Genomic DNA, 26,383 nt, shown 5'->3' with positions numbered 1-26,383 from the left:
TTCGCGCTCTCCGGGGCGCGATTTTTTTATCTGGCATTCATTTTCGAGGGTGCTGCAGCATGGTCAATCCCACCAGCCGGGATACCACCAATGCCACGTACATCACCCCGGAAAACTGCGCCAGCATTACCAATGCGCGCGCCTGCGGGTGCACGGGAACCACGTCACTCAGTCCGACCCCGGACAATAAACTGAAGCTGAGATAAAGCAGCTCCATCCACGTGCGGAAATCCGTGCTGCTCGCCGCCAGGAAACTGCCGGGGTACCACTGCTGGCACACGGAAAATGCAAACGCGAACGCCCACGCCAACAGAGTGAACGTGGCGCCTGCGGCGAACAGTTCATCGCGCGTGACTTTATGGTCCTGCAGCATGTAGGCGATCAAGGCGCCTGCCGTATAGAAATACAGCAGGCTCTCCAGCAACTGCGCCGCCGTGCCCAGGCCTGTATTGCCCAGCAGCACCGCGGCGATGGAAAACACCACCGACGGCACCGCCAGCAACAGCGCCAGCCAGGTTCCCAGCGGGCTGCGCTGCACCACCCACAGGGCAAGGCCAAGCACCGCGATGCCGAAGGTGCCCACCGCCGCACGCCCTGCGGCTGTCTCGTCCATCGCCGGATACATCAGCACGCCGAGCAGTTGCACGCCGAGCAGCCACGCAGAGGGGTGGCGACGGGCAATGGCCAGCCAGCGAAGGGTGGGCGGAATGGGCATGGGCGGGCCTCTCGGAGCGATCGCGGCAGCATACCCATGAAGGGCGTGATGGGGTCATCCAGCCTGGTCACGCACCTCCTGGCTGATCTTCATGGAGCAGAAGTGCGGCCCGCACATCGAACAGAAATGGGCACTCTTGTGCGCGTCCTTCGGCAGGGTCTCGTCATGGAAGGACTTCGCCTTCTCTGGATCCAGGCCGAGATTGAACTGGTCCTGCCAGCGGAATTCGAACCGCGCCTTGCTCAAGGCGTTGTCGCGCACCTGGGCACCGGGGTGGCCCTTGGCCAGGTCGGCGGCATGCGCGGCGATGCGGTACGCCATGATGCCGTCACGCACGTCCTCGCGGTTCGGCAGCCCCAGGTGCTCCTTGGGCGTGACATAGCAGAGCATTGCCGTGCCGTACCAGCCGATCATGGCCGCGCCGATCGCACTGGTGATGTGGTCATAGCCCGGAGCGATATCGGTGGTCAGCGGCCCCAGGGTGTAGAACGGTGCTTCGCCGCACACCTGCAACTGCCTGTCCATGTTCTCCTTGATCAGGTGCATCGGCACGTGGCCCGGCCCCTCGATCATCGTCTGCACATCATGTTTCCAGGCGATCTTTGTCAGTTCGCCCAGCGTGTCCAGTTCAGCGAACTGCGCCGCATCGTTGGCGTCGGCGATACAGCCCGGGCGCAGGCCGTCACCCAACGAGAACGTCACGTCGTAGGCCTTCATGATCTCGCAGATCTCTTCGAAGTGCGTGTAGAGGAAGTTCTCTTTGCCATGCGCCAGGCACCACTTGGCGAGGATGCTGCCACCGCGCGAGACGATCCCGGTCACCCGGTTGGCGGTCAACGGCACATGGCGCTGCAGTACGCCCGCGTGCACGGTGAAGTAGTCCACACCCTGCTCTGCCTGTTCGATCAGCGTGTCGCGGAAGATTTCCCAGCTGAGTGCTTCCGCCTGTCCGTCGACCTTTTCCAGTGCCTGGTAGATCGGCACAGTGCCGATGGCTACCGGCGAGTTGCGGATGATCCACTCGCGTGTCTCGTGGATGTGCTTGCCGGTCGACAGGTCCATCACCGTATCGCCGCCCCAGCGGATCGCCCAGACCAGCTTCTCCACCTCTTCGGCAATGCCTGAAGACACCGCACTGTTGCCGATGTTGGCGTTGATCTTGGTCAGGAAATTACGGCCGATGATCATCGGCTCACTTTCCGGATGGTTGATGTTGTTCGGCAGCACCGCCCGCCCGCGTGCGATCTCGTCGCGGACGAACGCCGGGGTGATGGTCTGCGGAATCGAGGCACCAAAGGCCTGCCCGCGATGCTGCTGCAGCAATCCGGCATCCCGCACCTCCTGCAGCCGCTGGTTCTCGCGGATCGCCACGAACTCCATCTCCGGGGTGATGATGCCGCGCCGTGCGTAGTGCATCTGGGTGACGTTGGCGCCGACGACCGCACGGCGCGGTGGGTTGCGGGAGCCGAAGCGAACGGCATCCAGGCGCGCGTCGAGCTCGCGCGAACGACCGAAGGCGGAGGTGACGCGGCGCAGCGCTTCTGTATCGCCGCGTTCTTCCACCCAGCCCGCCCGCAGCGCCGGCAGGCCCTGGGACAGGTCGATGCGCACATCGGGATCGGTATAGGGACCGGACGTGTCATAGACCGTCAGCGGCGCATTGTCCGCGCCGCCGAACATCGCCGGGCTGGGTGCCAGCGTTATTTCGCGCATGGGCACCTGCACATCGTCGCGGGACCCCGTGACGTGCACCTTGCGGGATCCGGGAATGGGCCGGGTTACGGCGGCGGAGAGCTGCTGTGCCTGCTGCTGCAGGCTGTCACGCGGTGCGTTCATCGGGCATCGTCCAGTAAGGTCAGGGACGAAGCGGCGGCGCACTGGCGCACGCGCACGGACACGCCAGGGGCGGACTCCACGCACGGTCGGCATTGCGAAGCTTCCCTACGCCGGTATCAGCCGGATCAGGTTCCAAGGGACTATCTCAACCGCAGCCCTATGGCCGCGGTACCCCCGCTTCGGCGCGCATTACAGCACACAAGCGTTGTCGCCGACGACACTGACAGCGCCGTGACGATGCAGCACGTACACTGCGGCCGCGCGTTCCTGCGCCTGCCCTCTGGTTCCAACCGCTGGCAATCCGTCTGCATTGCTGGCTTTTCGCTGGCAATGCGCTGCAAGCTTCTGCTCGCTCCCTCATATCCTGAACGGAGAAGCCCCTTCATGGTGTTTCGAATTTCCATCGCACTGGTCGCCGTACTGGTGCTGCTCGCCGGCTTGATGCCGGGCCCTTTCAATTCAGTGGTCCAGGTCATGCTGGCCGAGGTCGTCCGCGGTGTTGGCTGGCTGTATCTGCTGGTCGTGTTCCTGTCTCTGACGTTTCTCATGTATCTCGCATTCGGCCGCTTCGCCAGCCTGCGCATCGGCGGAGAAGACGCTGAACCGGATTTTTCCCGGGCCAGCTGGTTGTCGATGCTGTTTGCCGCCGGCATGGGTATCGGCCTGGTGTTCTGGGGCGCTGCAGAACCCATCTCGCATTTCGCCAAGCCCCCGGAGGGACTGGAGCCGATGGGGATGGAGGCCGCGCGCGCATCCATGCGCTATGCCTTCTTCCATTGGGGCCTGCACCCCTGGGCGATCTACGCGCTGATCGGCCTGGCGATGGCGTGGTTCCAGTTCAACCGGAATGGACGTGGGCTGGTCAGCGACATGCTGCAGCCCATCATCGGCCGGCACCATCGTGGCTGGATAGGTCATGTCGTCAACATCGCCGCCGTGGTCGCCACCGCCATCGGCGTTGCCACCACGTTGGGCTTCGGCACCGTACAGATCGCGGCAGGGTTGGAGCGGGTGTTCGGGATCCCCGCCAGCATTCCCACGCAGATGGTCATCATCGCCGTGGCGTTCGTGTTGTACATGGCCTCTACCCTCAGCGGCGTGGGCCGTGGGGTGAAATGGCTGTCCAATTTCAACCTGTGCCTGGCCGCGCTGTTGTTGGCGATGGTGCTTGTGCTTGGGCCGACCGGCTTCATCTTCGACACCTTCACCACCACGTTGGGTTCTTACCTCAACCAATTGGTGACGATGAGCCTGCGCATGTCGCCGTTCTCGGGCAGCACCTGGGTGGCGGACTGGACCATCTTCTACTGGGCGTGGTGGATCGCCTGGGCCCCCTTTGTCGGCTCCTTCATCGCACGCATTTCGCGCGGCCGCAGCGTGCGCGAGTTCGTCATCGGCGTAGTGATCGCGCCGACCGTGCTCGGCTTTGTCTGGTTCTCCGTATTCGGCGGCACGGCGTTGTGGTCACAGCTGTTCGGCCATGTCGATCTGGTGGCAGCACTGGGCAACGGGTACGAGACGGTTTTGTTCACCATGTTCGACAGCTTGCCGATGCCACTGGTCCTTTCCAGCGTCGCATTGGTGCTGCTGATGATCTTCTTCGTGACCTCGGCGGATTCGGCGGTGCTGGTCCTGGCCAGCATGTCCACGGACGAGCCCGGCGACCCACCGCAGAAGCGCAAGCTTGCCTGGGGTGTTGCCGTGGCGCTCATCGCCGCTGCGCTGCTGCTCGCGGGTGGCCTGTCAGCCTTGCAGGGAATGATCACCATCACCGCATTGCCATTTGCCTTCCTGATGGTGCTGGTGATGGTGTCGCTGTACCGCGTACTGGACGAGGAATGGACACGTGAGCGGCGCAAGGCGCAGCGCGCGCGGCACATGATCGAGTCCTGGATCGAACGCGAGATGGCGGCACAGGAAGAGACCCGCGAGGAGTCGGCACGGGCCGCAGCGCGCGACTGACCTGTGGATGGGTGGCCGGGCTTGCAGCCCGGCGGCCCGCTTGAAGCCACTTCAACTGCAAGTGCAAGTGCAACTTCAACTGCAACGGCTGCAGTGCTGCGTGCTGGTGGGGCGGGGTGGATTGGCGGGGGACGGCAAGAGCTGCATCCATGCGTGCCTCGTTTCGCGCCATCCATGGCGCGGGTCCACGTCATCGCATTCGCGCTGCCGCTCCCACGCTTTGCTTCGCAAACCGTGGGCCCCGTCTCACCAGCACCCACACCCCGCCGCTTCGCGGCCGCCCCTGACTCAGGGGCTCCCTCCACCCGACGGTATACCGTCATCGCGGTAGCGCCGAGCCGTGCTCGGCGGAATGTTTCCGCCAACGGCCCGCTGCGCTCGCCGACCATGGGTCAGCGCTACCGCTTTTCTCTTTTTTCATACGCGGCGGGCGGCCACGGAACCTGTCAGGGGGCCGGGCGGTGGGGCTGGGCGGGGGCGTTGAGCGCCATGGATGGCGCGAAACGAGGCACGCAGGAGCGGCTTTTGCCGGACCCCGCCCAGCCTCACCGCCCAGCCTCACCGCCCGGCCCCAAGCAAGCAGCCCGCTGTCAGCGCCCACCGCGAGGGGGGTCTCACCCGTTCGACCGCCCGACCGTTCGACGTCAGTAGCCCGCCGCCTGCCCGTCCTTGCGGCTCTCCGACGCGCCGTAATACACGCCGGTATCGGGGTCGCGCATGATCGCCTGGTAGCCACCGTACGGACCGTCCGCGAACACGACCCGATGGCCCTTGCGCATCAACGCCCGGATCGTGTCATACGCGAATCCGGTCTCCAGGTTCACCTCGCCCCCGTCGATCATCGCCGTCGCCTGGCCCGTCGGCTCGGTTGACCCTTCGTGCTGGATCCGCGGCGCATCGCCGGCTTCCTGCAGGTTCATGCCGAAGTCCACCAGGTTCATCACGATCTGCGCATGGCCTTGCGGCTGCATCGCACCGCCCATCACCCCGAAACTGGCATACGGCTTGCCGTCCTTGGTGATGAAGCCCGGGATGATCGTCTGGAAGGGCCGCTTGCCCGGCGCATACCCGTTGGGATGATCCTTCTGCAGCACGAACATTTCGCCACGGTCCTGCAGGATGAACCCCAGCCCCGGCGGGGCCATGCCGCTGCCCATTCCGCGGTAATTCGACTGGATCAGCGAGACCATCATCCCGTCCGCATCGGCGACGGTCAGATAGATCGTATCGCCTTCCTCCAGTTGCTTCGGCGTGCCCGGCTGTACTTCCTTCAATGCCTTGTCCATCGAAATCAGCGCGCGTCGGTGGGCCGCGTACTCCTTGGAAATCAGCCTGGCCACCGGTGCGGCGGGCTGGAATGCCATGTCGGCATAGAAGCGCGCGCGATCGGCGAACGCCAGTTTCTTCGCCTCGACGAACAGGTGCACATGCTCGGGCGAGCCAAACGGAATCTTCGAGAAATCGTACCCTTCCAGCACGTTGAGGATCTGCAGCGCGGCGATGCCCTGGCTGTTGGGCGGCAGCTCCCAGACATCGAAGCCGCGATAGTTGCTGCTGACCGGCTCGATCCATTCCCCGTGGTGCGCGGCCATGTCATCGAAGCTCAGGTAGCCGCCGTTGGCCTTGAAATAGGTATCGATGGTGCGCGCGATGTCGCCCTTGTAGAACGCATCACGCCCGCCGTCGGCGATCTTCTGCAGCGTGTCGGCCAGGTTGGGGTTCTTCCACATGTCGCCCTTGCGCGGGGCATGGCCGTCCACCGTGAACTGCTCCTTGAATCCCGGATACACGGACAGGCGCGGCACGGAGCGATCCCAGTAGTAGGCGATCACTTCAGCGACTGGATGGCCTTCGCGCGCGTAGCGGATCGCCGGCGCCAGGTTGTCCGCCATCGGCTTGCGGCCGAACCGTTCGTGCAGCGCGAACCAGCCATCCACCGCACCCGGGACCGACACCGGCAACGGACCCGTGGCCGGAATTTCCTTCAGTCCACGGCGCTTGAACTCCGCCAGGGTAAGCGAACGGGGTGAACGCCCCGAGCCGTTATAACCATGCAGTTTCTGCGTTTTCGGATCCCACACGATCGCAAACAGATCACCGCCTACCCCATTGCCGGTGGGCTCCATCAGGCCCAGCGCGGCATTGGCCGCAATGGCCGCATCAACGGCGCTGCCGCCGTTCTTCATCACATCCAACGCAATCTGCGTCGCAAGCGGCTGCGAGGTGGCGGCCATCGCGTGCGGGGCGATCACCTCCGAGCGGGTGGCAAACCCCTGGCCGGTAATGCGATCAGCCGCCAAGGACAGTGTCGGCAAGGCAGCAAGCAGGGCGGCGGCGAGCAGGCCGCGGGCAATTCGTCGGGTCACGTCGAGGGCATCCATGAGGAAGATGATCGATAGTCGCGCGTCTGCGTGCTGCTGCCTATGCGGCATAGGTCACCCTGGGAAGGTGGGTGCTGGGGATATCGCGCGGATGAGGCGATCGACGCCTGCGCGACCATGGCCGGCAGGTCGTTTCAGGCGCAACAATGCAGGCCAGACAAGGGTTTCGCATGGATGCACGGGTAACCAATCCGCATGTTCCGCGAAGGGTTGACAGACCCCGTTGCGCATGTTTTCCTCGAACCCATGTTGCAGCGCCACACGCCACCGCCGACGAACTCCGAGCCCGCCATCACCGGCGCCGCCTCGCTGCGTTCGCTCCTCGTACTCGTACTTATTAGCCAGCCCACCGGAGCGGGACGAGCCAGCGTGTAAGCAACAGACACACAGGTACTCGATCAGAACCCGCACCGGTCCCGGCGCGGGTTTTTTCGTTTCAGAACATGGCAACACCCTCCCTCCTCACCCAACACCTCTGCAAGGAACCACCACGATGAGCACCAACGACCTGCCCCAGACCAAGATCGCTGTCGTCGGCTACGGCAGCCAGGGCCGCGCGCATGCGCTGAACCTGCGCGAATCCGGCTTCGACGTGGTGGTGGGCCTGCGCCCCGGCGGTCCGACCGAAGTAAAGGCACAGGCCGATGGTTTCACCGTCAAGGCACCGGCGGAGGCCGTCAAGGACGCGGACCTGGTCGCCGTGCTGACCCCGGACATGGTGCAGAAGAAGCTCTACGAGGACGTGCTGGCGCCGAACATGAAACAGGGCGCGGTACTGCTGTTCGCGCATGGCCTGAACGTGCATTTCGACATGATCACCCCACGCGATGACCTGGACGTGGTGCTGGTCGCGCCCAAGGGACCGGGTGCGCTGGTCCGTCGCGAATACGAGATCGGCCGCGGCGTACCGTGCATCTGGGCCGTCCACCAGGACCGCAGCGGTAACGCCGCCACGCATGCGTTGGCCTATGCCACCGGCCTGGGTGGCGCGCGCGCCAACCTGATCCAGACCACGTTCAAGGAAGAGACCGAGACGGATCTGTTCGGCGAGCAGGCCGTGCTGTGCGGCGGTGCCTCGGCGTTGGTGCAGGCAGGATTCGAGACGCTGGTCGAAGCCGGCTACCAGCCGGAGATCGCCTACTACGAGGTGCTGCACGAGCTGAAGCTGATCGTCGACCTGTTCTACGAAGGCGGTATCTCGCGGATGCTCGAGTTCATCTCCGAGACGGCGCAGTACGGCGACTACGTCAGTGGCCCGCGGGTGATCGATGCCGGCACCAAGGAGCGCATGAAGGAAGTCCTGAAGGACATCCAGGATGGCACCTTCACCAAGAACTGGGTGGCCGAGTACGAAGCGGGCCTGCCGAACTACAACAAGTTCAAGCAGGCCGACCTGGATCACCCCATCGAGAAGGTAGGCAAGGAACTGCGCGCCAAGATGGTCTGGTTGCAAGGTCAGGCCGCGTAACCCGCGCGGCCCTCCCCCACCCGCTCTGCAAGGTTTCCCATGAACAACCCCGCACCACGCAGCGCGCCGCCCAACGGCGCGCGCTGGCTGACCCAGGCCCTGGAGGCCGAAGGCGTGCAGACGCTGTTCGGCTACCCCGGTGGCACCATCATGCCGTTCTACGATGCACTGGTGGATTCGCAGCTGAAACACGTGCTGGTCCGCCACGAACAGGGCGCTGCGCTGGCTGCCAATGGCTTCGCCCGTGCCAGCGGCCGCGTCGGGGTGTGCATCGCCACCTCCGGACCGGGTGCCTCCAACCTGATTACCGGCATCGCCGATGCGATGCTGGATTCGGTCCCGATGGTCTGCATCACCGGCCAGGTCGCCACGCCGCTGCTGGGCACCGACGCGTTCCAGGAACTGGACGTGTTCGGGCTGACCCTGCCGATCGTCAAGCACAGCTGGCTGGTCCGCAGCGTCGATGATCTGCCGCGCGTGGTCGCCGATGCCTTCCGCATCGCCCGTGAGGGTCGCCCCGGGCCGGTGCTGATCGACCTGCCCAAGGATGTGCAGGTCGCCGACGCCAGCCATCTGCCGGCGCACGTGCCGGCCGCCGTGGAGCCGCCGCCGGCTCCCGCCGAGCAGGCCATCGCCGACGCCATCGCCGCGATCGCCGCGGCGGAAAAGCCGGTGATCTATGCCGGCGGCGGCATCGCCCTGGGTGATGCGGTGCAGGCGCTGCGCGATTTCGCCGAGGCCAGCGGCATCCCTGCCGTGCTGACCCTGCGCGGCCTGGGCGCCCTGCCCGCCGGCCATCCGCAGTCGCTGGGCATGCTGGGCATGCACGGCACCCGGGCGGCCAACATGGCCACCCAGGAAGCCGATCTGCTGCTGGTGCTGGGCGCACGTTTCGATGACCGCGCCACCGGCAAGCTGGCGGAGTTCGCACCGTTCGCCCGGGTCGTGCACATCGACGCGGACGCCTATGAAATCTCGAAGCTGCGCACGGCTGACATCGCCGTGCCCGGCAACGTGGCCCATGCCATCCGTGCCCTGCACGCGGCCTTCCCGGCGCCGCTGGCCAACCACGCCGCATGGCGTGCGCGCTGCGCGCAGAACCGCGAGAAATTCATTGCGCGCTACGACGCCCCTGGCAAGCACATCTACGCTCCGGCGCTGCTGAAGCGGCTGAGTGAACTGGCGCCGGCCGATGCCGTGATCGCCTGCGATGTCGGCCAGCACCAGATGTGGGTCGCCCAGCATTGCCGCTTCAACCATCCGCGCAACCACCTGACCAGCGGCGCCCTGGGCACGATGGGCTTCGGCCTGCCGGCGGCGATGGGCGCGCAGTTCGCCTGCCCCGACCGCACCGTGGTGCTGGTGTCCGGCGATGGCAGCTTCATGATGAACGTCCAGGAGCTGACCACCATCGCCCGCTGCCGCCTGCCGGTGAAGATCGTGCTGCTGGACAACAGCTCGCTGGGCATGGTCCGGCAGTGGCAGGAGCTGTTCTTCGCCGAGCGCTACAGCGAGATCGACCTGTCCGACAATCCCGATTTCGTCGCCTTGGCCAAGGTGTTCGGCATTGCCGCCACACGCATCGATGCGCGTGACGATGTCGAAGGCGGCCTGGCCGCGCTGCTCGCCGAGCCGGGCCCGGCGCTGCTGCATGTCGGCATTGATGCGCGGGCGAATGTCTGGCCACTGGTGCCACCGAACACCGCCAACAGCACGATGCTGGAATCCAACCCCGCCCATGTCAGCCAGGAGACCCCCAATGCAATACCGGCTTGATCTGGTGCTGCACCCGGCCGAAGGTGCCCTGCTGCGGGTGATCGGCATGGCCGAGCGCCGTGGCTTCGCACCGCGCGCCATCCATGGCGCCCCCGATGCGCAGGACCAGGGCCGCTGGCACCTGCAGTTGGTGGTGGACGGTACGCGCCCGCCGGAGACGCTGTGCCGCCAGATCGAAAAGATCTACGACTGCGTCTCGGTGCAGGTCACCGCACTGGGAGTCGCCGCATGAACGCCCGCACCTCCAATGGGGTGCTGGCACGGGGGCGTCTTCTTCGCCGCCCGCCGCCGTCACCGTTCGCGCCGCGCGTGGATCGTCATGCCCGCCCCTGACCGCGCTGCCAGCGAGCCCGACGTAGGCGATGTAACCGTCGCCGACGTGCTGGCCGCGCAGGCCCGCCTGCGCCGCTTCCTGCCGCCGACGCCGCTGCACCATGCAGAGCGCTTCGGCACCTGGCTGAAGCTGGAGAACCTGCAGCGCACCGGCTCCTACAAGGTGCGCGGCGCACTGAACGCGCTGCTGGCCGGGCGCGAGCGCGGCGACGCGCGGCCGGTGATCTGCGCTTCGGCGGGCAACCATGCCCAGGGCGTGGCGTGGGCCGCACACCGGCTGGGCGTAAAGGCGATCACCGTGATGCCCCATGGCGCACCGGCCAACAAGATCGCGGGCGTGGCCCATTGGGGCGCCACCGTCCGCCAGCACGGCGACAGCTACGACGATGCGTGGGCATTCGCCGTGGAGCTGGCCAAGCAGCACGACTATCGCTTCCTGTCTGCGTTCGACGACGCCGATGTCATCGCCGGCCAGGGCACGGTCGGCATTGAACTGGCCCCCTATGCACCGGACGTGGTGATCGTCCCCATTGGCGGCGGCGGCCTGGCCTCCGGCGTCGCACTGGCGCTGAAGTCGCAGGGCGTTCGCATCGTCGGCGCACAGGTCGAGGGCGTCGATTCGATGGCCCGCGCCATGCGCGGTGACATCCGCCCCATCGCACCCGTTGCGTCACTGGCTGACGGCGTGCGGGTGAAGATCCCCGGCTTCCTGACCCGTCGCCTGTGTGCCTCCCTGCTGGACGACGTGGTGATCGTGCGCGAAGCCGAACTGCGCGAGACCTTGGTGCGGCTGGCCCTGGAAGAGAACCTGATCGCCGAAGGCGCCGGTGCGCTCGCGCTGGCTGCTGGCCGCCGCGTCGCCGGCCGCCGGAAATTTGCCGTCGTCTCCGGCGGCAACATCGATGCCTCCGTGCTGGCCGGCCTGCTGACCGACGTGCGCCCGCGCGCGCCGCGCAAGCCGCGCCGCCGTCGCCCTGAAACCCTGCGAGCGCCCGCCATGGCGGTCGCCCTTCCCCCTTTGAAACCTGCTGCTTCCCCTTCCCATTTGAACGCCGCACTGCCCGTTGTCGAGGAGACCTCCCCATGAACACGCCGACCATCGAACGAATTACCCCGCCGCGCATCCGCATCTTCGACACCACCCTGCGCGACGGTGAACAGTCCCCGGGCTGCAGCATGAGCCCGCAGCAGAAGCTGGTGATGGCGCGCGCGCTGGACGAGCTGGGCGTGGATGTGATCGAAACCGGTTTCCCGGCCAGTTCGCAGTCCGACCGCGAAGCAATGACGATGATCGGCCGTGATGTGCAACGCCCCATCCTGGCCGTGCTGTCGCGCTGCCTGGCCGCTGACATCGAAACCTCGGTACGCTCGCTGGACTCGGCGGCGCATCCGCGCCTGCACGTGTTCCTGTCCACCAGCCCGCTGCACCGTGAGCACAAGCTGCGCATGACCCGCGAACAGGTGCTGGAGTCGGTGCGCAAGCACGTGGCGCTGGCGCGCTCGTACATCGACGATGTCGAGTTCTCCGCTGAGGATGCAACCCGCACCGAACTGGATTACCTGATCGAGGTATCACGCGTCGCCATCGCCGCCGGGGCCACCACCATCAACCTGCCCGACACCGTGGGCTTCACCACCCCGGAAGAGATCCGCGCGATGTTCCAGCAGGTCATCGCCGGTGTAGCCGACGTCGCCGGCGCCGACCGCGTGGTGTTCAGCACCCACTGTCACAACGACCTGGGACTGGCCGTGGCCAACTCGCTGGCCGCCATCGAAGGCGGCGCACGCCAGGTGGAGTGCACGGTGAACGGCATCGGCGAGCGCGCCGGCAATTGTGCCGTGGAAGAAATCGCCATGGCGCTGAAGGTGCGACAGGCCTTCTACGAGCAGGACACCGCGATCAACACCCAGCGCATCGTATCCACCTCGCAGCTGCTGCAGCGGCTGGTCGGCATGCCGGTGCAGCGCAACAAGGCCATCGTCGGCGCCAACGCGTTCGCGCATGAATCGGGCATCCACCAGCACGGCATGCTGCGTCATCGCGGCACGTACGAAATCATGCGGCCCGAAGACGTGGGCTGGGAGGATTCGCAGATGGTGCTGGGTCGCCACAGCGGCCGCGCGGCCGTCGAGCAGCGTCTGCGCGCACTGGGCTTCTGGCTGGAAGAAGACGAGCTGAAGCTGGTGTTCGAGCAGTTCAAGGCGTTGTGCGAGCAGCAGCGCGTGGTCACCGACCCGGACCTGCAGACGCTGATGCAGGGCGGTGCCAGCGCCCCCGGCTATCGCCTGGCCTCGATGACCATCAGCGATGTCGGCAGCCGTGCCAATGCGCTGGTCGAACTGTCCGACGCCGATGGCAACCGCGTGGCCGAGACCGCCCAGGGCGACGGACCGGTGGATGCGCTGTTCGGCGCGCTGTCCTCGGCCACCGGCGTCAGCCTGCAGCTGGACAGCTACCAGGTACACAGCGTGGGCATCGGTGCCGATGCGCGCGGCGAGGCCAACCTGAGTGTGCGCAACGGCGATGAGGTCTTCGAGGGGACCGGCACCAGCCGCGACATCATCGAAGCCTCCGCCCTGGCGTGGCTGGACGTCGCCAATCGACTGCTGCGCCAGCGCGATGCCGTTGCGGCCAGCAACGAAGCCCCCCACCCCGCCACGGCCTGAGGACACTTCGATGAACGCTTTCGACACCGCCGCGCCACCTGTGGATGCCGGCCAGCGCTGGAACGCGCAGGACTACGCCATCGATGCCGGGTTCGTTCCGGTGCTCGGCGGTGCCGTGGCACGCCTGCTCGACGCGCGCAGCGGCGAACGCGTGCTCGACCTGGGCTGCGGGGACGGCGTGCTCAGTACCGAACTGGCGCTGACCGGCGCCCGGATCACCGGCGTCGACGCATCACCCGAACTGGTGATCGCCTCCCGTGCACGTGGCCTGGACGCGCAGGTGATGGACGGCCATGCCCTGACATTCGACGGAGAGTTCGATGCGGTGTTCAGCAATGCAGCACTGCACTGGATGCGCGAGCCGGACCGCGTTCTGGCCGGCGTGCGCCGCGCGTTGAAGCCCGGCGGACGCTTCGTCGCCGAATTCGGGGGACAGGGCAACGTGGCCACCATCGTCGGTGCCATCCAGGCCGCACGCGTGGCCCATGGTCATGGCGAAAGCCCGTTCGCCTGGTACTTCCCTACCGCTGACACCTACAGCGACCGCCTGCGCCAGCATGGATTCCATGTGCAGTTCGCCGAACTGATCGAGCGCCCCACGCCCCTGCCCACCGGCATCGAAGGCTGGCTGCGCGTGTTCGCCAGCCCCTTCCTGGATGACCTGCCGCCTGGCGCAGCCGCGCGCGTGCGCGAGGGCGCCGCCGCACTGCTCAGCGAACTGCCCCGGGATGCGTCCGGACAGCCGTTGGCCGACTATGTGCGCCTGCGGGTGCTCGCGCGTCGCCGCTGACCTTGACCGTTTCCCGTTCTGCCTTGATGTTCACCACCGTATCAACCTGCCAGGCCATCGCATGACCCCCGCACCCCGCACCCTGTACGACAAACTGTGGGACACCCACGTGGTCGTACCCGAATCCGACAGCGCACCTGCCGTGCTGTACATCGACCTGCACCTGATCCACGAGGTCACCTCGCCGCAGGCGTTCACCGAGCTGCGCGAACGCGGTCTGTCGCCGCGCCGGCCCGACCTCACCAAGGGCACCATGGACCACTCCACGCCGACGCTGCCCGCGCGCGCCGATGGCTCCCTGCCCTACGCCAGCGCCGCCTCCGAAGCCCAGGTGGCGATGCTGGCGCGCAACTGCGCCGAGTACGGGGTTGAACTGTTCGACATGGCCTCGGCCAGCCGCGGCATCGTGCATGTCATCGCGCCGGAGCAGGGCTTCACCCAGCCCGGCATGACCATCGTCTGCGGCGACAGCCATACCTCCACGCACGGCGCCTTCGGTGCGCTGGCCTTCGGCATCGGCACCAGCGAAGTCGGCCACGTGCTCGCTACGCAGTGCCTGCTGCAGCGCAAGGCCAAAACGATGGCGATCACCGTCGAGGGCGCCCTCCCCCCCGGCGTAGGTGCCAAGGACGTGGTCCTGCACATCATCGGCGTGATCGGCGTCAACGGTGGCACCGGCCACGTGCTGGAGTTCCGCGGCAGCACCATCGCCGCCATGGACATGGAACAGCGCATGACCCTGTGCAACATGTCCATCGAAGCCGGTGCACGCGCCGGCATGGTGGCCCCGGACCAGATCACCTTCGACTGGGTCGCCGCCACCCCGCGCGGGCCCAAGGGGGCTGATTTCGATGCCGCCGTGGCGCGCTGGTCGCAGTTACGCAGCGATGACGGCGCACGTTTCGATGCCGAGGTGTCGATCGATGCGGCGGACATCCGCCCCACATTGACCTGGGGCACGCATCCCGGCACGGCCATCGCCGTGGATGCACCGATTCCCGCCGCCCACGATGCCGCCGCGCAGAAGGGTCTGGACTACATGCAGTTTCATGCCGGAGACACCCTCGAAGACACGCCGGTGGACGTGGTCTTCGTCGGCTCCTGCACCAATGGCCGCCTGAGCGACATGCGCGAAGTCGCGCACGTGCTGCAGGGCCGTCGCGTGGCCGACCGCGTGCGCATGCTGGTGGTCCCCGGTTCGGAGATCGTCAAGCGCCAGGCCGAAGCCGAAGGCATCGACGCGATCGTGCGTGCGGCCGGGGCCGAGTGGCGCGAACCGGGCTGTTCGATGTGCATCGCCATGAACGGCGATCTGGTCGCGCCGGGCCAACTGGCGGTGAGTACCAGCAACCGCAATTTCGAGGGGCGCCAAGGGCCCGGCTCGCGCACCCTGCTGGCTTCGCCGATGACCGCCGCGTGGGCGGCGGTGAACGGCCACGTTGCCGACGTCCGTGACCTGTTCACCCAGGAGGTGGCGTGATGCCCGGCTTCCGTACCCTGAGCTCGGCCAGCGTGGTGCTGCGCCAGACCAACATCGATACCGACCAGATCATCCCGGCGCGCTTCCTGTCCACGACCGAGCGTGCCGGCCTGGGCCGCAATGCCTTCAATGACTGGCGCTGGGCCGCCGACGGCACGCCCAATCCGGATTTCGCCTTCAACCAGCCAGAGAATGCAGGCCGCAGCATCCTGCTGGCCGGCCGCAACTTCGGCTGCGGCTCCTCGCGCGAGCATGCGCCGTGGGCCCTCACCGATCTCGGCCTGCGCGCGATCATCAGCAGCGAGATCGCGGATATCTTCCGGGGCAACGCGCTGAAGAACGGCCTGCTGCCGGTGGTGTTGGACGAGGCCGACGTGCAGGCGCTGATGCAGCGCCCGGACGATATCCTGACCCTGGACATCGCCGCGCGCGAGGTCCGCACCCCCGATGGTCGCGTCTACACGTTCCCGCTGGACGGCTTCTCGCAGACCTGTCTGCTGGAAGGTGTCGACCAGTTGGGCTACCTGCTGGGCCGTGTCCCCGACATTGAACGTTACGAGAGTGAACATGCACGCTGAGATCGTCGTATTGCCCGGTGATGGCATCGGCCCGGAAGTAGCTGCTGCCGGTGTCGCCGTGCTGGAAGCCATTGCCACCCGTTTCCATCACAGCTTCAGCTTCAAGGAACACGACATCGGCGGCATCGCCATTGATCGCCATGGCGCGCCGCTGCCGGCCAGCACCCTGGATGCCTGCCGTGCGGCCGACGCGATCCTGCTGGGCGCCGTCGGCGGCCCGAAGTGGTCCGATCCCAACGCCACCGTGCGACCCGAGCAGGGCCTGTTGGCAATCCGCAGGGCGCTGGGGCTGTATGCGAACCTGCGCCCGGTTCGCACGCACGAAGCCGCGCTGCACGCTTCGCCGATCAAGCCCGAGCTGCTGCGCGGCGTCGACTTCGTGGTGGTACGCGAGCTGACCGGCGGCATCTATTTCGGTGAAAAGACCCGCACCGCGGATGCGGCCAGCGACCTGTGCAGCTACAGCGTGGTGGAGATCGAGCGCGTGCTGCGCAGCGCGTTCCAGCTGGCACGCCAGCGTCGCGGCAAGGTCACGTCGGTGGACAAGGCCAACGTGCTGGAAACCTCCCGCCTGTGGCGCGACGTCGCCACCCGTCTGGGCCGCGACGAATTCGCCGACGTGTCGCTGGAGCACCAGCTGGTCGATTCGATGGCCATGCACCTGCTGGCCAAGCCGCGCGAGTACGACGTGATCGTGACCGAGAACATGTTCGGCGACATCCTGACGGACGAAGCGTCGATGCTGGCCGGCTCACTGGGCCTGCTGCCGTCCGCATCGCTGGGTGAACCCGGCGCGGTCGGCATCTACGAGCCGATCCACGGCTCGGCACCGGACATTGCCGGCAAGGGCATCGCCAATCCCTACGCGACGATCTTCAGCACGGCGATGCTGCTGCGCCACTCGTTGGGGCTGGACGCGGAGGCCGCTGCGGTGGAAGCGGCGGTGCACGCGGCGCTGGATGCTGGTGTGTTCACGGCAGACCTGGCTGCGGCCGGTGCGGCGGTGTCGACGCAGCAGGCTACGGCAGCGGTGGTCGCACGACTGCAGGGGTAAGGGTTGCCGGGCTGCGCCCGGGGTCCACGTCATCGCATTCGCGCTGCCGCTCCCACGCTTTGCTTCGCAAACCATGGGCCCCGTCTCATCAGCACCCACACCCCGCCGCTTCGCGGCACGGGTCCACGTCATCGCATTCGCGCTGCCGCTCCCACGCTTTGCTTCGCAAACCGCGGGCCCCGTCTCACCAGCACCCACACCCCGCCGCTTCGCGGCCGCCCCTGACTCAGGGGCTCCCTCCACCAGACGGGTCAACGAGGTCCGCGGTAGCGCCGACCCATGGTCGGCGGAATATTCCCGCCAACGGCCCGCTTCGCTCGCCGACCATGGGTCGGCGCTACCGCTTTTTCTTTTTCTTTATTACGCGGCGGGCGGCCACGGAACCTGTCAGGGGTCGGGCGGTGGGGCTGGGCGGGGGCGTTGAGCGCCATGGATGGCGCGAAACGAGCGCTACATGGACGTACTTGTGCGCGTCCCCCGACCAGCCTCACCGCCCGGCCCAGCCGAGGCTCCAGCTCGAAAGCCAGCCGCGAGGGGGCTCAGCCCGTTCGACCGTCTTCCTTCCGCACCCGGAACCACGCCGCGTACAACGCCGGCAGGAACACCAGCGTCAGCACCGTGCCGACGATCAACCCGCCCATGATCGAAATCGCCATCGATCCGTAGAACGCGCTGCGTGACAGCGGAATCATCGCCAGCACCGCCGCCAGCGCGGTCAATACGATCGGCCGGAAACGGCGTACCGTCGCATCCAGGATCGCATCCCAGCGGTCATGCCCAGCGTCGATGTCCTGCTGGATCTGGTCGATCAGGATCACCGAGTTGCGCATGATCATGCCCGCCAGCGCGATCGTGCCGAGCAGCGCGACGAACCCGAACGGCACCCGGAAGATCAGCAGGAACAACGTCGCGCCGATGATGCCCAGCGGTGCGGTGACCAGCACCATCGCCGCGCGGGAAAAGCTCCGCAACTGCAGCATCAGCAACGTCGCCACCACCACCAGGAACAACGGCATGCCGGCCTTGATCGAGTCCTGGCCGCGTGCCGAATCTTCCACCGTACCGCCGGTTTCCAGCAGATACCCACTGGGCAGCTCGCTGCGCACGTCATCCAGGCTCGGCAGGATCTGCTGCACCACGTCCAGCGGTTGCATGCCATCGCCGATGTCGGCGCGCACCGTCACGGTCGGCAGGCGATCGCGGTGCCAGATGATGCCGTCCTCAAAACCCTGCTCCAGCGTGGCCACCTGCGACAGGCTGATGCTGCCACCACTGGCGGTCGGCATCGACAGGCTGGCCAGCAGCGCCAGATGGGCACGCTCGTCGGCCGGGCCGCGTACCAGCATTTCGATCTGCCGGTTGCCCTCGCGGTACACGCTCACGCTCTGCCCGGCCAGTGAACTGGCCAAGAACTGGCTGACCTGCGCACTGTTCACCCCCAACGCGCGGGCGCGGTCCTGATCGATCACCAGCCGCACCACCTTGCTCGGCTCGCTCCAGTCCAGGTTGACGTTGATCGTATGCGGATTGGCGCGCACCTTTGCCTCGACCTGACGGGCCAGCGCTTGTACCTGGGCCACATGTTCGCCCGACACACGGAACTGCACCGGGTACCCGACCGGCGGACCGTTCTCCAGCCGCGTCACCCGCATCTGCACGTCCGGGAACTGCGGGATCACCTCGTCCATCAACCAGTCCCGGGTGCTTTCGCGCGCGTTGGTGTCGTTGGCCAGCACGACGAACTGGGCGAAGTTGGTGGCCGGCAGTTGCTGGTCCAGCGGCAGGTAGAAGCGCGGTGAACCGGTGCCGACATAGGCCACGTAGTTGCGGATGCCCTCGCGACCCGCCAGCAGTTTCTCCAGCTTGATGGCCTGGTCGCGGGTAGCGTTCAACGACGCGCCTTCGGCCAGCTCGATGTCCACCATCAGCTCCGGCCGGGTGGAATCCGGGAAGAACTGCTGCGGCACGAAGCGGAACAGCACCAGCGAGCCGACGAACAGCAGCGCGGTGGCGGCGATGACCCACCAGCGGTGGCGCAGGCAAGCGTCGAGGAAGCCACGGAAGCGCACATAGAACGGCCGCTGGTAGGGATCGTGGTCGTGGCCGTGCTGCGGCGGCGCGACCAGGTTCGACACGGCCGGCCAGCGGTCCGCCCACGCCTGCCGGCGTGCATGCCAGCGCGCGGTGAAACTGCCCGGTTTCGGCGGCTGGCGGTTGAACAGGTCCGGCAGCATCTTGTCGCCGAGGTAGGGAATGAACAGCACCGCTGCGATCCACGACACCACCAGCGCGATGGTCACCACCTGGAACAGCGAACGGGTGTACTCGCCGGTGCTGGAGGCCGCCGTCGCGATCGGCAGGAAGCCGGCCGCGGTAATCAGCGTCCCGGTCAGCATCGGGAAGGCGGTGGACTCCCACGCAAAGCTGGCCGCACGCAGGCGATCGTAGCCCTGCTCCATCTTGGTGGCCATCATCTCCACCGCGATGATCGCATCGTCCACCAGCAGGCCGAGCGCCAGCACCAGCGCACCCAGCGAAATCTTGTGCAGGCCGATGCCGAAGTAATGCATGACGAAAAAGGTCATCGCCAGCACCAGTGGAATGGTCACGCCCACCACCAGCCCGGTGCGCAGGCCCAGCGAGAAGAAACTGACCAGCAGCACGATCACCACTGCTTCGGTCAGCACCTGCACGAACTCACCCACCGACTCTTCCACTGCCTTGGGCTGGTCGGACACCTTGCGCAGCTGCATGCCCGCCGGCAGGGTCTTCTGCAGTCGTTCGAACTCCGCATCCAGATGCGCACCGAGGGCGAGGATGTCACCGCCGTCCTTCATCGCCACCGCCAGACCGATCGCATCGGCACCCATGAAGCGCATCTTCGGCGATGCCGGATCGGCGAAGCCCCGCTTCACCTCGGCGAGGTCGCCCAGGCGCACGGTACGTTCACCGGCACGGATCGGGAACGCGCGTATCGCCTCGATGCTGTCGAACTGCCCGCTCACCCGCAGCTGCACGCGGTCGGTGGCGGTTTCGAAGAAGCTGGTGCCGGTGATCGCGTTCTGGTCGGCCAGCGCCTGCTGCACCTGCTGCATCGACACACCCAGCGTGGCCAGCTTGGCATTGGACAGTTCGATCCAGACCTTTTCATCCTGCAGCCCAACCAGGTCGACCTTGCCCACGTCGGGCACGCGCTGCAGCTCCAGCTGGATGCGGTCGGCGTAGTCGCGCATCACCGCGTAATCGAAGCCTTGGCCCGTCAGTGCGTAGATGTTGCCGAAGGTATCGCCGAACTCATCATTGAAGAACGGACCGACGATCTCCCGTGGCAGCGTGGCCTGGATGTCGCCCACGCGCTTGCGTACCTGGTACCACAGGTCTGGAATCTGCTTGGAGCGCAGGTCGTCGCGGGCCATGAAGATCACCTGCGATTCGCCGGGGCGCGAATACGAGCGGATGAACTCGAACTCGCCGGTGTTCATCAGCGCTTTTTCGATCGGCTCGGTCACCTGCCGCGACACCTGCTCGGCCGTGGCACCGGGCCACAGCGTGCGCACCACCATCGCCTTGAAGGTGAAGGGCGGATCTTCGGACTGACCCAGATGCTTGTAGGACCACACCCCGATCAGGGCGAAGGCCAGCATGGCGAACAGCACGAGCGGGCGGTTGGCCAAGGCCCATTCGGAAAGATTGAAACGGCGCACGGGCTTACTCCTTGCCCTTCGGCGCAGGGGCAGGACCGCGGACGGCCGGCTTCAGGACCGGCTGGTTCTGCCGGTCCACGGCCACCACCGGTTGTCCGGCGCGCAGCAGATGGCCACCGGCGGCAACTACCCAGTCCTGCGCGGTGATACCGCTCGACACCGGCACGCTGTCGCTACCGTAGGCACCGGTGGTCACGCTCACCGCCTTCAAGGTGGCGGTGTCGGGATCCACCACCCACACGCTGGCACGACCGTCGGCACCGCGCTGCAGCGCGGCCAGCGGCAGCTGCAGGGCGCCGGCACCGGAGCCCGAAGGCGCCACATGCACGCGCGCGCTCTGCCCCAGGCTCACATCGGCCAGCGCATCCGCCGCCAGGCTGACGCGCGTGGCATAGGTGCGCGACTGCGGATCAGCGGCGGCGGCGATCTCGCGGATGGTGCCCGGCAACATCGCCCCGGCACGGTTCCACAGGTCCACCTGCACGGCCTGGCCCACGGCAAAGTCACGCAGCGTGGCTTCCGGCAGATCGATCAATACCTCGCGCCCACCATCGGCGGCCAGGTTGAAGATGGTCTGCCCGGCCGTCACGACCTGCCCGGCTTCGGCCTCGCGGCTGGCAATCACCCCGTCCGTCGGCGCGCGCAACTGCGCATAGCCGGCCTGGTTGCGCAGCACATCCAGATTGGCCCGCGCCGCATCCGCCTGGCCCTGCGCCGCTTTCAACGCAGCGGACTGCTGATCCAGTTCGGAGCGGCTGACCAGCTGCTGCGCGGCCAGTGCCTCATAGCGCCGGTGGTCGTCGCGTGCGCGCACCAGGTCGGCCTGGGCGGCGGCCAGCTGGGCCTGCGACGCACGCGCCTGCAGGGCGAAGTCGGCCACATCGAGCTCGGCCAGGACCTGGCCTTTGCTGACGCGTTGGCCGGCATCGACGTCGCGTTTGACCAGGTTGCCGCCCACCCGGAACGACAGCGCGCTTTCCTGCCGCGCGCGGACTTCACCGGGGAACACGGTGCCGCCCTGACCGGTCACCACGCCAGGATGCACGACGAGCACCGGGACGGCAGCCACCGCCTCCTCCTTGTTGCCCGAGCAGGCAGCGAGCACAGCCACACCCAAGACAAGTCCCATCCAGCGCACGATCTTCATCGGTAGTCGTCCTGATAACGCGTTCAAAGTGGTGGCGGCCACGCGGTGCGGGGCGCCGGGCGATTAGTAAACCCGGCGGTATAGTATAAATATCGAACCGATTGGTCTAGTATTAGCGTGATGATGTGTCCCTTCTCCCCCAAGCGTGCCGCGAAACCTGCTGGCAAGACGGCCGGTCCCGGTCGTCCCAAGGACCTGGGCAAGCGCGCCGCGATCCTTGATGCCGCCAAGGCGCTGTTCGTCGAGCAGGGCTACACCGGTGTCAGCATGGATACGATCGCCGCCCAGGCCGGTGTCTCCAAGCTCACCGTCTACAGCCATTTCGGCGACAAAGAAGCCCTTTTCACCGAAGCGGTGAAGTCCAAGTGCATCGAGATGTTGCCCGATACCCTGTTCGTGGCAGAGGCCGAAGGCCCCCTGCGCGATCAGTTGCTGGGGATCGCCCACGCCTTCTTCGACATGGTCACCTCCGATGCGGCGGTGTCCGTGCAACGGGTGATGATGGCACCGGAGACCGACGACCGGCTGCGCGAAATGTTCTGGCAGGCGGGCCCGAAGCGCACCACTGACGCGCTGGCCGAGTTCCTGCGTGCCCGCGCGACGGGCGGTGAGCTGGAGATCGACGACTTCCCGACGGCCGCGCTGCAGTTGATGACGCTGGTAAAAGGTGAGCTGCATACGCACCTGATGTGCGGCCTGAGGCCGGCGCTGGCGGCCTGCGATGCCCGCACCCATGTTGCGGCCAGCGTGGACTTCTTCCTGCGTGCCTACGCGCCGCGCCCCGTGGCCGCGGCACCCGGCGGTGGCTGATCCGTACAACCTGAACAAGCCGGAGGTCGCGATGACTTCCGGCACTGCGTCCCCGGCCGCCCTGAATACATGCTCTGGGCGCGCCGACGGCCTCCGGCACCGGTAAAATGGCCGGCCCACTGCGCTGGATTGGAACCTCATGACGATTGACTACGCACACGCCCGTGAACTGATGGTGGAACAGCAGATCCGTCCCTGGGACGTGCTGGACATCAAGGTGCTCGACGTCCTGGCCCGCCTGCCGCGCGAAGCCTTCGTGGCTGAAGCGCACCGCGCGCTGGCTTATGCGGACATCGAGCTGCCGCTCGACGGCGGGCAGAAGATGATGAAGCCGGTGGTGGAAGGCCGCACGTTGCAGGCGCTGGATCTGCAGCCGGGCGACGAAGTGCTGGAAATCGGCACCGGCAGCGGCTACCTCTCGGCCTGCCTCGGCGCGCTCGCGCGCGACGTACTGAGCCTGGAGATCGACCCGGAGCTGGCCGCCACCGCGCGTGCGCGACTGGACAGCACCGGGCTGGGCACCAATGTGCGCGTGGAAGTGGCCGACGCCCTGGCGTGGCAGACCGAGCGCCGCTTTGATGTGATCTGTGTCACTGGCGCGGTGGACAAGGTGCCGTCACAGTTCGCCTCGTGGCTGCGTCCCGGTGGTCGCCTGTACATCATCCACGGCCGTTCGCCGGTGATGGAAGCGATCCTGGTCAACGCCGATGGCAGCACCGAATCGCTGTACGAAACCGATATCGATTACCTGCGCGGTGCCGCGCCGGCCCCCCAGTTCCACCTCTGAGTCCAAGGAAGCCGCAATGATCCGCCGAACCCTCGCTATTGCGCTGGCCACCGTCCTGCTGCCGTTGTCCGCCCATGCCGCCGACCTGCTGCAGGTCTACGAAATGGCCCGCAATGGCGATCCGCAGCTCTCGGCTGCCGAGTCCACCCGGTTGTTCGACAAGGAAGGCGCCGTGCAGGCACGCGCCGCCCTGCTGCCGCAGATCAACGGCGTCGCCTCGTTGAACCGCTCGCGTACCGAAGACCGGGGCAACAATACCGGCACCTTCGAAAGCCGTCGCCGCACCTACACCATCGATGGCAGCCAGACCCTGTTCAACTGGAGCCAGTTCAGCACGCTGCGTGCGCAGCGCGAGCTGAGCAAGGCGGCTGATTTCACCCTGGATTCGGCCAACGACAACCTGATCGTCCGCACCTCGGCCGCCTACTTCAACGTGCTGGTGGCGATCGAATCGCTGAACGCGGCCAAGACCAACGAAGAAGCGGCCAAGAAGCAGTTCGACTTCGCCGACAAGCGTCTGGAAGTCGGCCTGGCGCCGATCACCGACGTGCATGAAGCGCGCGCCCAGTACGACCAGGCACGTGCCAACACCATCGTCTCGCAGAACACCCTGGCGGATGCCTACCAGGCGTTGACCGAACTGACCGGCCAGCCGGTGACCAACCTGCGCGGCCTGCCGGAAGACTTCCGTCCGGAAGTGCCGGCCAACCGCGGCAACGTCGACCAGCTGGTACAGAGCGCCGTCGCGCAGAATCCGGCGCTGAAGGCGCAGGAACTGCAGGTCAGCGCCTCCGAAGCCAGCGTGCAGTCCGCACGTGCCGGCCACCTGCCGACGCTCGCGCTGGGCGCCAGCGTGGGCAAGGGCGCAACGTGGGGTGACAGCGTCGGTTCGGGTGGCCTGAGCCCGGACACGCGCACCAACAGTGTCGGCCTGACCTTGAACGTACCGATCTTCTCCGGCGGCGCCACGCAGTCCGCGGTGCGCCAGGCGCTGGCCCAGCGTGACATCGCCCAGGACGGCTACGAGCAGCAGAAGCGCGCGTTGGACCGCAACACGCGCAATGCCTACCAGACCCTGGTGGCCGGCATCAGCGAAGTCGAAGCGCGGCGTCTTGCCGTGGTGTCCGCGCAGAGCGCGTACGACGCCTCGCAGGTCGGCCTGGAAGTGGGTACGCGCACCGTGCTGGACGTCATCCAGAACCAGCGCATCCTGTTCTCCGCGCAGCTGGACTACGCGAACGCGCGTTACACGTTCCTGCAGAACCGCCTGCTGTTGAGCCAGGCCGTGGGTGGCCTGGACATTGCCGAACTGCAGGAGATCAATCGCCTGCTGACCGTCGATGCCGGCAACCCGAGCACGACCGTCGGCAACTGATCACCGCTGCGGTGTGAACACAGAAAAGCCACCCGCATGCGGGTGGCTTTTTTCGTCATGACGGCCGCGGGCCGTCAGCCGATCACCACACCATGTTCACCGCGACCTGCGGCACGAACACCGCACTGCTGTTGCGGCCGGCAAGCGACACCTGCGCGCCGGCCACCAGGGCGACATTGTCGTTCCAGTGGTACTGCACCGCCGGCACGACCGAGAAGCGCCAGCTCGACGGGTCACGCCGATGGAATTCGTCGCGTCCGGCCGCTGCCGGCTGCGTGCCATGCAGACTGCTCTCACTCTCACGCTCGTGCAGCAGTTCGCCCGCCAGCACCCAGGTGCGCGACAGGCTGTACTCGGCGGCCAGCAGGCTGGTCATCGCCGCACCCATCCGCACCCGCCCATCGAAACCGCTCGGGGTACCGAAGGCGCTCTGCCCTCGCACACCGGCGTTGGCACCTGGCGTGCGCCACAACGTGCTGGCGCGCAGGCGCAGATGGCCATCGACGAAATACGCCTGGCCGTGCAGACCGAAACTGGTGGCACCCACGCCGGTACCGCTGGCCACCGAAATGGGGCGCTCTTCCAGGCGGTCGTGATGGCCGGTGGCGATGCTCTGGCGCACGGCGAGGGTCAACGTCGGGCGGTTCGGGCCGTCGCCCTTGTACAGCCCGATCAACGCCGACAAGGTCGTATCGCCGATGTCGAACGCACGCGTCTGATCGCCATCGCGGTTGTACGACGCGTTGAAACTCGCGGCGACGGTGACCCGCTCATGCAGGCCGTACTGCACCGGCACGGCCAGGTACCACCCGTCGGGGCCACTCGCATCGTGTCGATCGCCCTGCCCGTCATACACACCGCGCAGCTGGCTGTTGATCAGGTACGGCTCGATGTTGAGCATGCCCACCGGCAGTGGGGGCGCAGGACTCAGCAGAGGGCCGGCGAAACGGGGCGACGATTCGGCGAAAGCGGCAGGCGTGGTCATGACGCTGCCCAACAGCAGCAGCAGGCGGGCGCGTGACACGTGCTGCCGGGTGGTTGGTTCGTGCATGGTGTTCCTCTCTCCAAGTCAGGCGTCTTTGCCTGCGCTGACGACGCTAGAGCGCAAGGCGCCGGGCGGACATGGGGAAAGTTGGAATATGAAAATACGAACTCTATCGAAAGGTACTAAACCGAACGTCACCGCTATCGACGGCATCCCACAGCGCAGACGGCATCGCGCTGCCATGTCGTATATGACGCCTCGCGACAGGTGGCAGTGGCCTGCCATTACGCAGATTCGTGCCGCAGCGCACGGATATGCGCGCTTTGCAGGGATTCTGCTTGACCTGCGCTGGTCCAATTGACCACCATGCGCGCACTTCATCGCCCCGGGGGCCCCTGCTTGGACAGTCACAGTAGATTCTGCTTTTACTGAGCGGATCCGACACTGCCAGGCAGGTCGCGTCCGCCAGGACGAGGCCCTGCGCCGTCCCTTGCCGACGGCCTGATCTTCGAACATCGCATTCTTTACCTTCGGC

19 protein-coding genes, 1 pseudogene and 1 riboswitch are annotated in these 26,383 nt (G+C 66.6%); of the genes and pseudogenes, 14 read left to right on the top strand and 6 right to left on the bottom strand.

What is annotated here, in order from left to right; all coding sequences use genetic code 11:
* Nucleotides 1-37: 37 nt before the first annotated feature.
* Complete coding sequence (locus ICJ04_RS03920; protein ID WP_188326249.1) at nucleotides 38-715, bottom strand: ion channel; 678 nt, start codon at nucleotides 713-715, stop codon at nucleotides 38-40.
* 66 nt (nucleotides 716-781) lie between these two features.
* Nucleotides 782-2,551 (bottom strand): annotated as a pseudogene (gene thiC / locus ICJ04_RS03915) (phosphomethylpyrimidine synthase ThiC); the annotation flags it as partial.
* An 84-nt stretch (nucleotides 2,552-2,635) separates the two neighbouring features.
* Nucleotides 2,636-2,737, bottom strand: a riboswitch (TPP riboswitch).
* Nucleotides 2,738-2,935: 198 nt separating this feature from the next.
* Here thiC and ICJ04_RS03910 point away from each other — a divergent pair.
* On the top strand, nucleotides 2,936-4,513 hold the full coding sequence (locus ICJ04_RS03910) for a BCCT family transporter (RefSeq protein ID WP_188327191.1): 1,578 nt from the start codon (nucleotides 2,936-2,938) through the stop codon (nucleotides 4,511-4,513).
* Between the two features lie 644 nt (nucleotides 4,514-5,157).
* Here ICJ04_RS03910 and ggt read toward each other — a convergent pair.
* Complete coding sequence (ggt, locus tag ICJ04_RS03905; protein ID WP_342589184.1) at nucleotides 5,158-6,879, bottom strand: gamma-glutamyltransferase; 1,722 nt, start codon at nucleotides 6,877-6,879, stop codon at nucleotides 5,158-5,160.
* Between the two features lie 508 nt (nucleotides 6,880-7,387).
* On the opposite strand from ggt, the gene ilvC reads away from it, so the two are divergent.
* From ilvC to leuB, 9 genes are all read left to right on the top strand, one after another.
* Complete coding sequence (gene ilvC, locus ICJ04_RS03900; RefSeq protein WP_188326247.1) at nucleotides 7,388-8,362, top strand: ketol-acid reductoisomerase; 975 nt, start codon at nucleotides 7,388-7,390, stop codon at nucleotides 8,360-8,362.
* Between the two features lie 39 nt (nucleotides 8,363-8,401).
* Nucleotides 8,402-10,138: an acetolactate synthase 2 catalytic subunit gene (gene ilvG, locus ICJ04_RS03895; RefSeq protein ID WP_188326246.1), complete on the top strand. Its 1,737-nt coding sequence runs from the start codon at nucleotides 8,402-8,404 to the stop codon at nucleotides 10,136-10,138.
* Nucleotides 10,122-10,370 carry an ACT domain-containing protein gene (locus ICJ04_RS03890; protein WP_188326245.1) on the top strand — a complete coding sequence of 83 codons (249 nt, stop codon included), beginning with the start codon at nucleotides 10,122-10,124 and terminating at the stop codon, nucleotides 10,368-10,370. Before ilvG ends, ICJ04_RS03890 begins: the two co-directional genes overlap by 17 nt.
* Nucleotides 10,371-10,457: 87 nt before the next feature.
* Nucleotides 10,458-11,558, top strand: a complete 1,101-nt coding sequence (locus ICJ04_RS03885; RefSeq protein ID WP_188326244.1) for a threonine dehydratase — start codon at nucleotides 10,458-10,460, stop codon at nucleotides 11,556-11,558.
* Nucleotides 11,555-13,138, top strand: coding sequence for a 2-isopropylmalate synthase (locus ICJ04_RS03880; protein ID WP_188326243.1), 1,584 nt, complete (start codon nucleotides 11,555-11,557; stop codon nucleotides 13,136-13,138). The genes ICJ04_RS03885 and ICJ04_RS03880 overlap by 4 nt, the downstream gene beginning before the upstream one ends.
* A gap of 10 nt (nucleotides 13,139-13,148) precedes the next feature.
* Entirely contained in the window at nucleotides 13,149-13,928 is a 780-nt protein-coding gene (locus tag ICJ04_RS03875; protein WP_188326242.1) for a class I SAM-dependent methyltransferase, read from the top strand.
* A 61-nt stretch (nucleotides 13,929-13,989) separates the two neighbouring features.
* The gene (leuC, locus tag ICJ04_RS03870; RefSeq protein WP_188326241.1) at nucleotides 13,990-15,408 is read left to right on the top strand and encodes a 3-isopropylmalate dehydratase large subunit; all 1,419 of its coding nucleotides are present in this window, start codon (nucleotides 13,990-13,992) and stop codon (nucleotides 15,406-15,408) included.
* The gene (leuD, locus tag ICJ04_RS03865) at nucleotides 15,408-15,986 is read left to right on the top strand and encodes a 3-isopropylmalate dehydratase small subunit (RefSeq protein ID WP_188326240.1); all 579 of its coding nucleotides are present in this window, start codon (nucleotides 15,408-15,410) and stop codon (nucleotides 15,984-15,986) included. The genes leuC and leuD overlap by 1 nt, the downstream gene beginning before the upstream one ends.
* A complete protein-coding gene (gene leuB, locus ICJ04_RS03860; protein WP_188326239.1) occupies nucleotides 15,976-17,040 on the top strand; it encodes a 3-isopropylmalate dehydrogenase in 1,065 nt (354 codons plus the stop codon). The genes leuD and leuB overlap by 11 nt, the downstream gene beginning before the upstream one ends.
* Before the next feature lie 539 nt (nucleotides 17,041-17,579).
* Here leuB and ICJ04_RS03855 read toward each other — a convergent pair.
* Both ICJ04_RS03855 and ICJ04_RS03850 read right to left on the bottom strand, forming a co-directional pair.
* Complete coding sequence (locus ICJ04_RS03855) at nucleotides 17,580-20,744, bottom strand: efflux RND transporter permease subunit (protein ID WP_188326238.1); 3,165 nt, start codon at nucleotides 20,742-20,744, stop codon at nucleotides 17,580-17,582.
* A gap of 4 nt (nucleotides 20,745-20,748) precedes the next feature.
* Entirely contained in the window at nucleotides 20,749-21,891 is a 1,143-nt protein-coding gene (locus ICJ04_RS03850; protein ID WP_188326237.1) for an efflux RND transporter periplasmic adaptor subunit, read from the bottom strand.
* A gap of 120 nt (nucleotides 21,892-22,011) precedes the next feature.
* On the opposite strand from ICJ04_RS03850, the gene ICJ04_RS03845 reads away from it, so the two are divergent.
* The 3 genes from ICJ04_RS03845 (at nucleotide 22,012) to ICJ04_RS03835 (ending at nucleotide 24,863) form a co-directional block, all read left to right on the top strand.
* On the top strand, nucleotides 22,012-22,701 hold the full coding sequence (locus tag ICJ04_RS03845) for a TetR/AcrR family transcriptional regulator (RefSeq protein ID WP_188326236.1): 690 nt from the start codon (nucleotides 22,012-22,014) through the stop codon (nucleotides 22,699-22,701).
* Between the two features lie 139 nt (nucleotides 22,702-22,840).
* Nucleotides 22,841-23,488: a protein-L-isoaspartate O-methyltransferase gene (locus ICJ04_RS03840; RefSeq protein ID WP_188326235.1), complete on the top strand. Its 648-nt coding sequence runs from the start codon at nucleotides 22,841-22,843 to the stop codon at nucleotides 23,486-23,488.
* A 16-nt stretch (nucleotides 23,489-23,504) separates the two neighbouring features.
* Complete coding sequence (locus ICJ04_RS03835) at nucleotides 23,505-24,863, top strand: TolC family outer membrane protein (protein WP_188326234.1); 1,359 nt, start codon at nucleotides 23,505-23,507, stop codon at nucleotides 24,861-24,863.
* Between the two features lie 82 nt (nucleotides 24,864-24,945).
* Here the strand turns inward: ICJ04_RS03835 and ICJ04_RS03830 are convergent, their stop codons facing one another.
* Nucleotides 24,946-25,914: a hypothetical protein gene (locus ICJ04_RS03830; protein ID WP_188326233.1), complete on the bottom strand. Its 969-nt coding sequence runs from the start codon at nucleotides 25,912-25,914 to the stop codon at nucleotides 24,946-24,948.
* Here ICJ04_RS03830 and ICJ04_RS18240 point away from each other — a divergent pair.
* On the top strand, nucleotides 25,913-26,209 hold the full coding sequence (locus ICJ04_RS18240) for a hypothetical protein (protein ID WP_223202980.1): 297 nt from the start codon (nucleotides 25,913-25,915) through the stop codon (nucleotides 26,207-26,209). The genes ICJ04_RS03830 and ICJ04_RS18240 overlap by 2 nt on opposite strands.
* The last annotated feature ends 174 nt before the right edge of the window (nucleotides 26,210-26,383 follow it).

Origin of the sequence: Stenotrophomonas sp. 169 (assembly GCF_014621775.1) — a bacterium.
Classification (GTDB): Bacteria; Pseudomonadota; Gammaproteobacteria; order Xanthomonadales; family Xanthomonadaceae; genus Stenotrophomonas.
The sequence above is the reverse complement of the archived record's forward strand: the minus strand, read 5'-3'. Positions and strand labels throughout refer to the sequence as shown.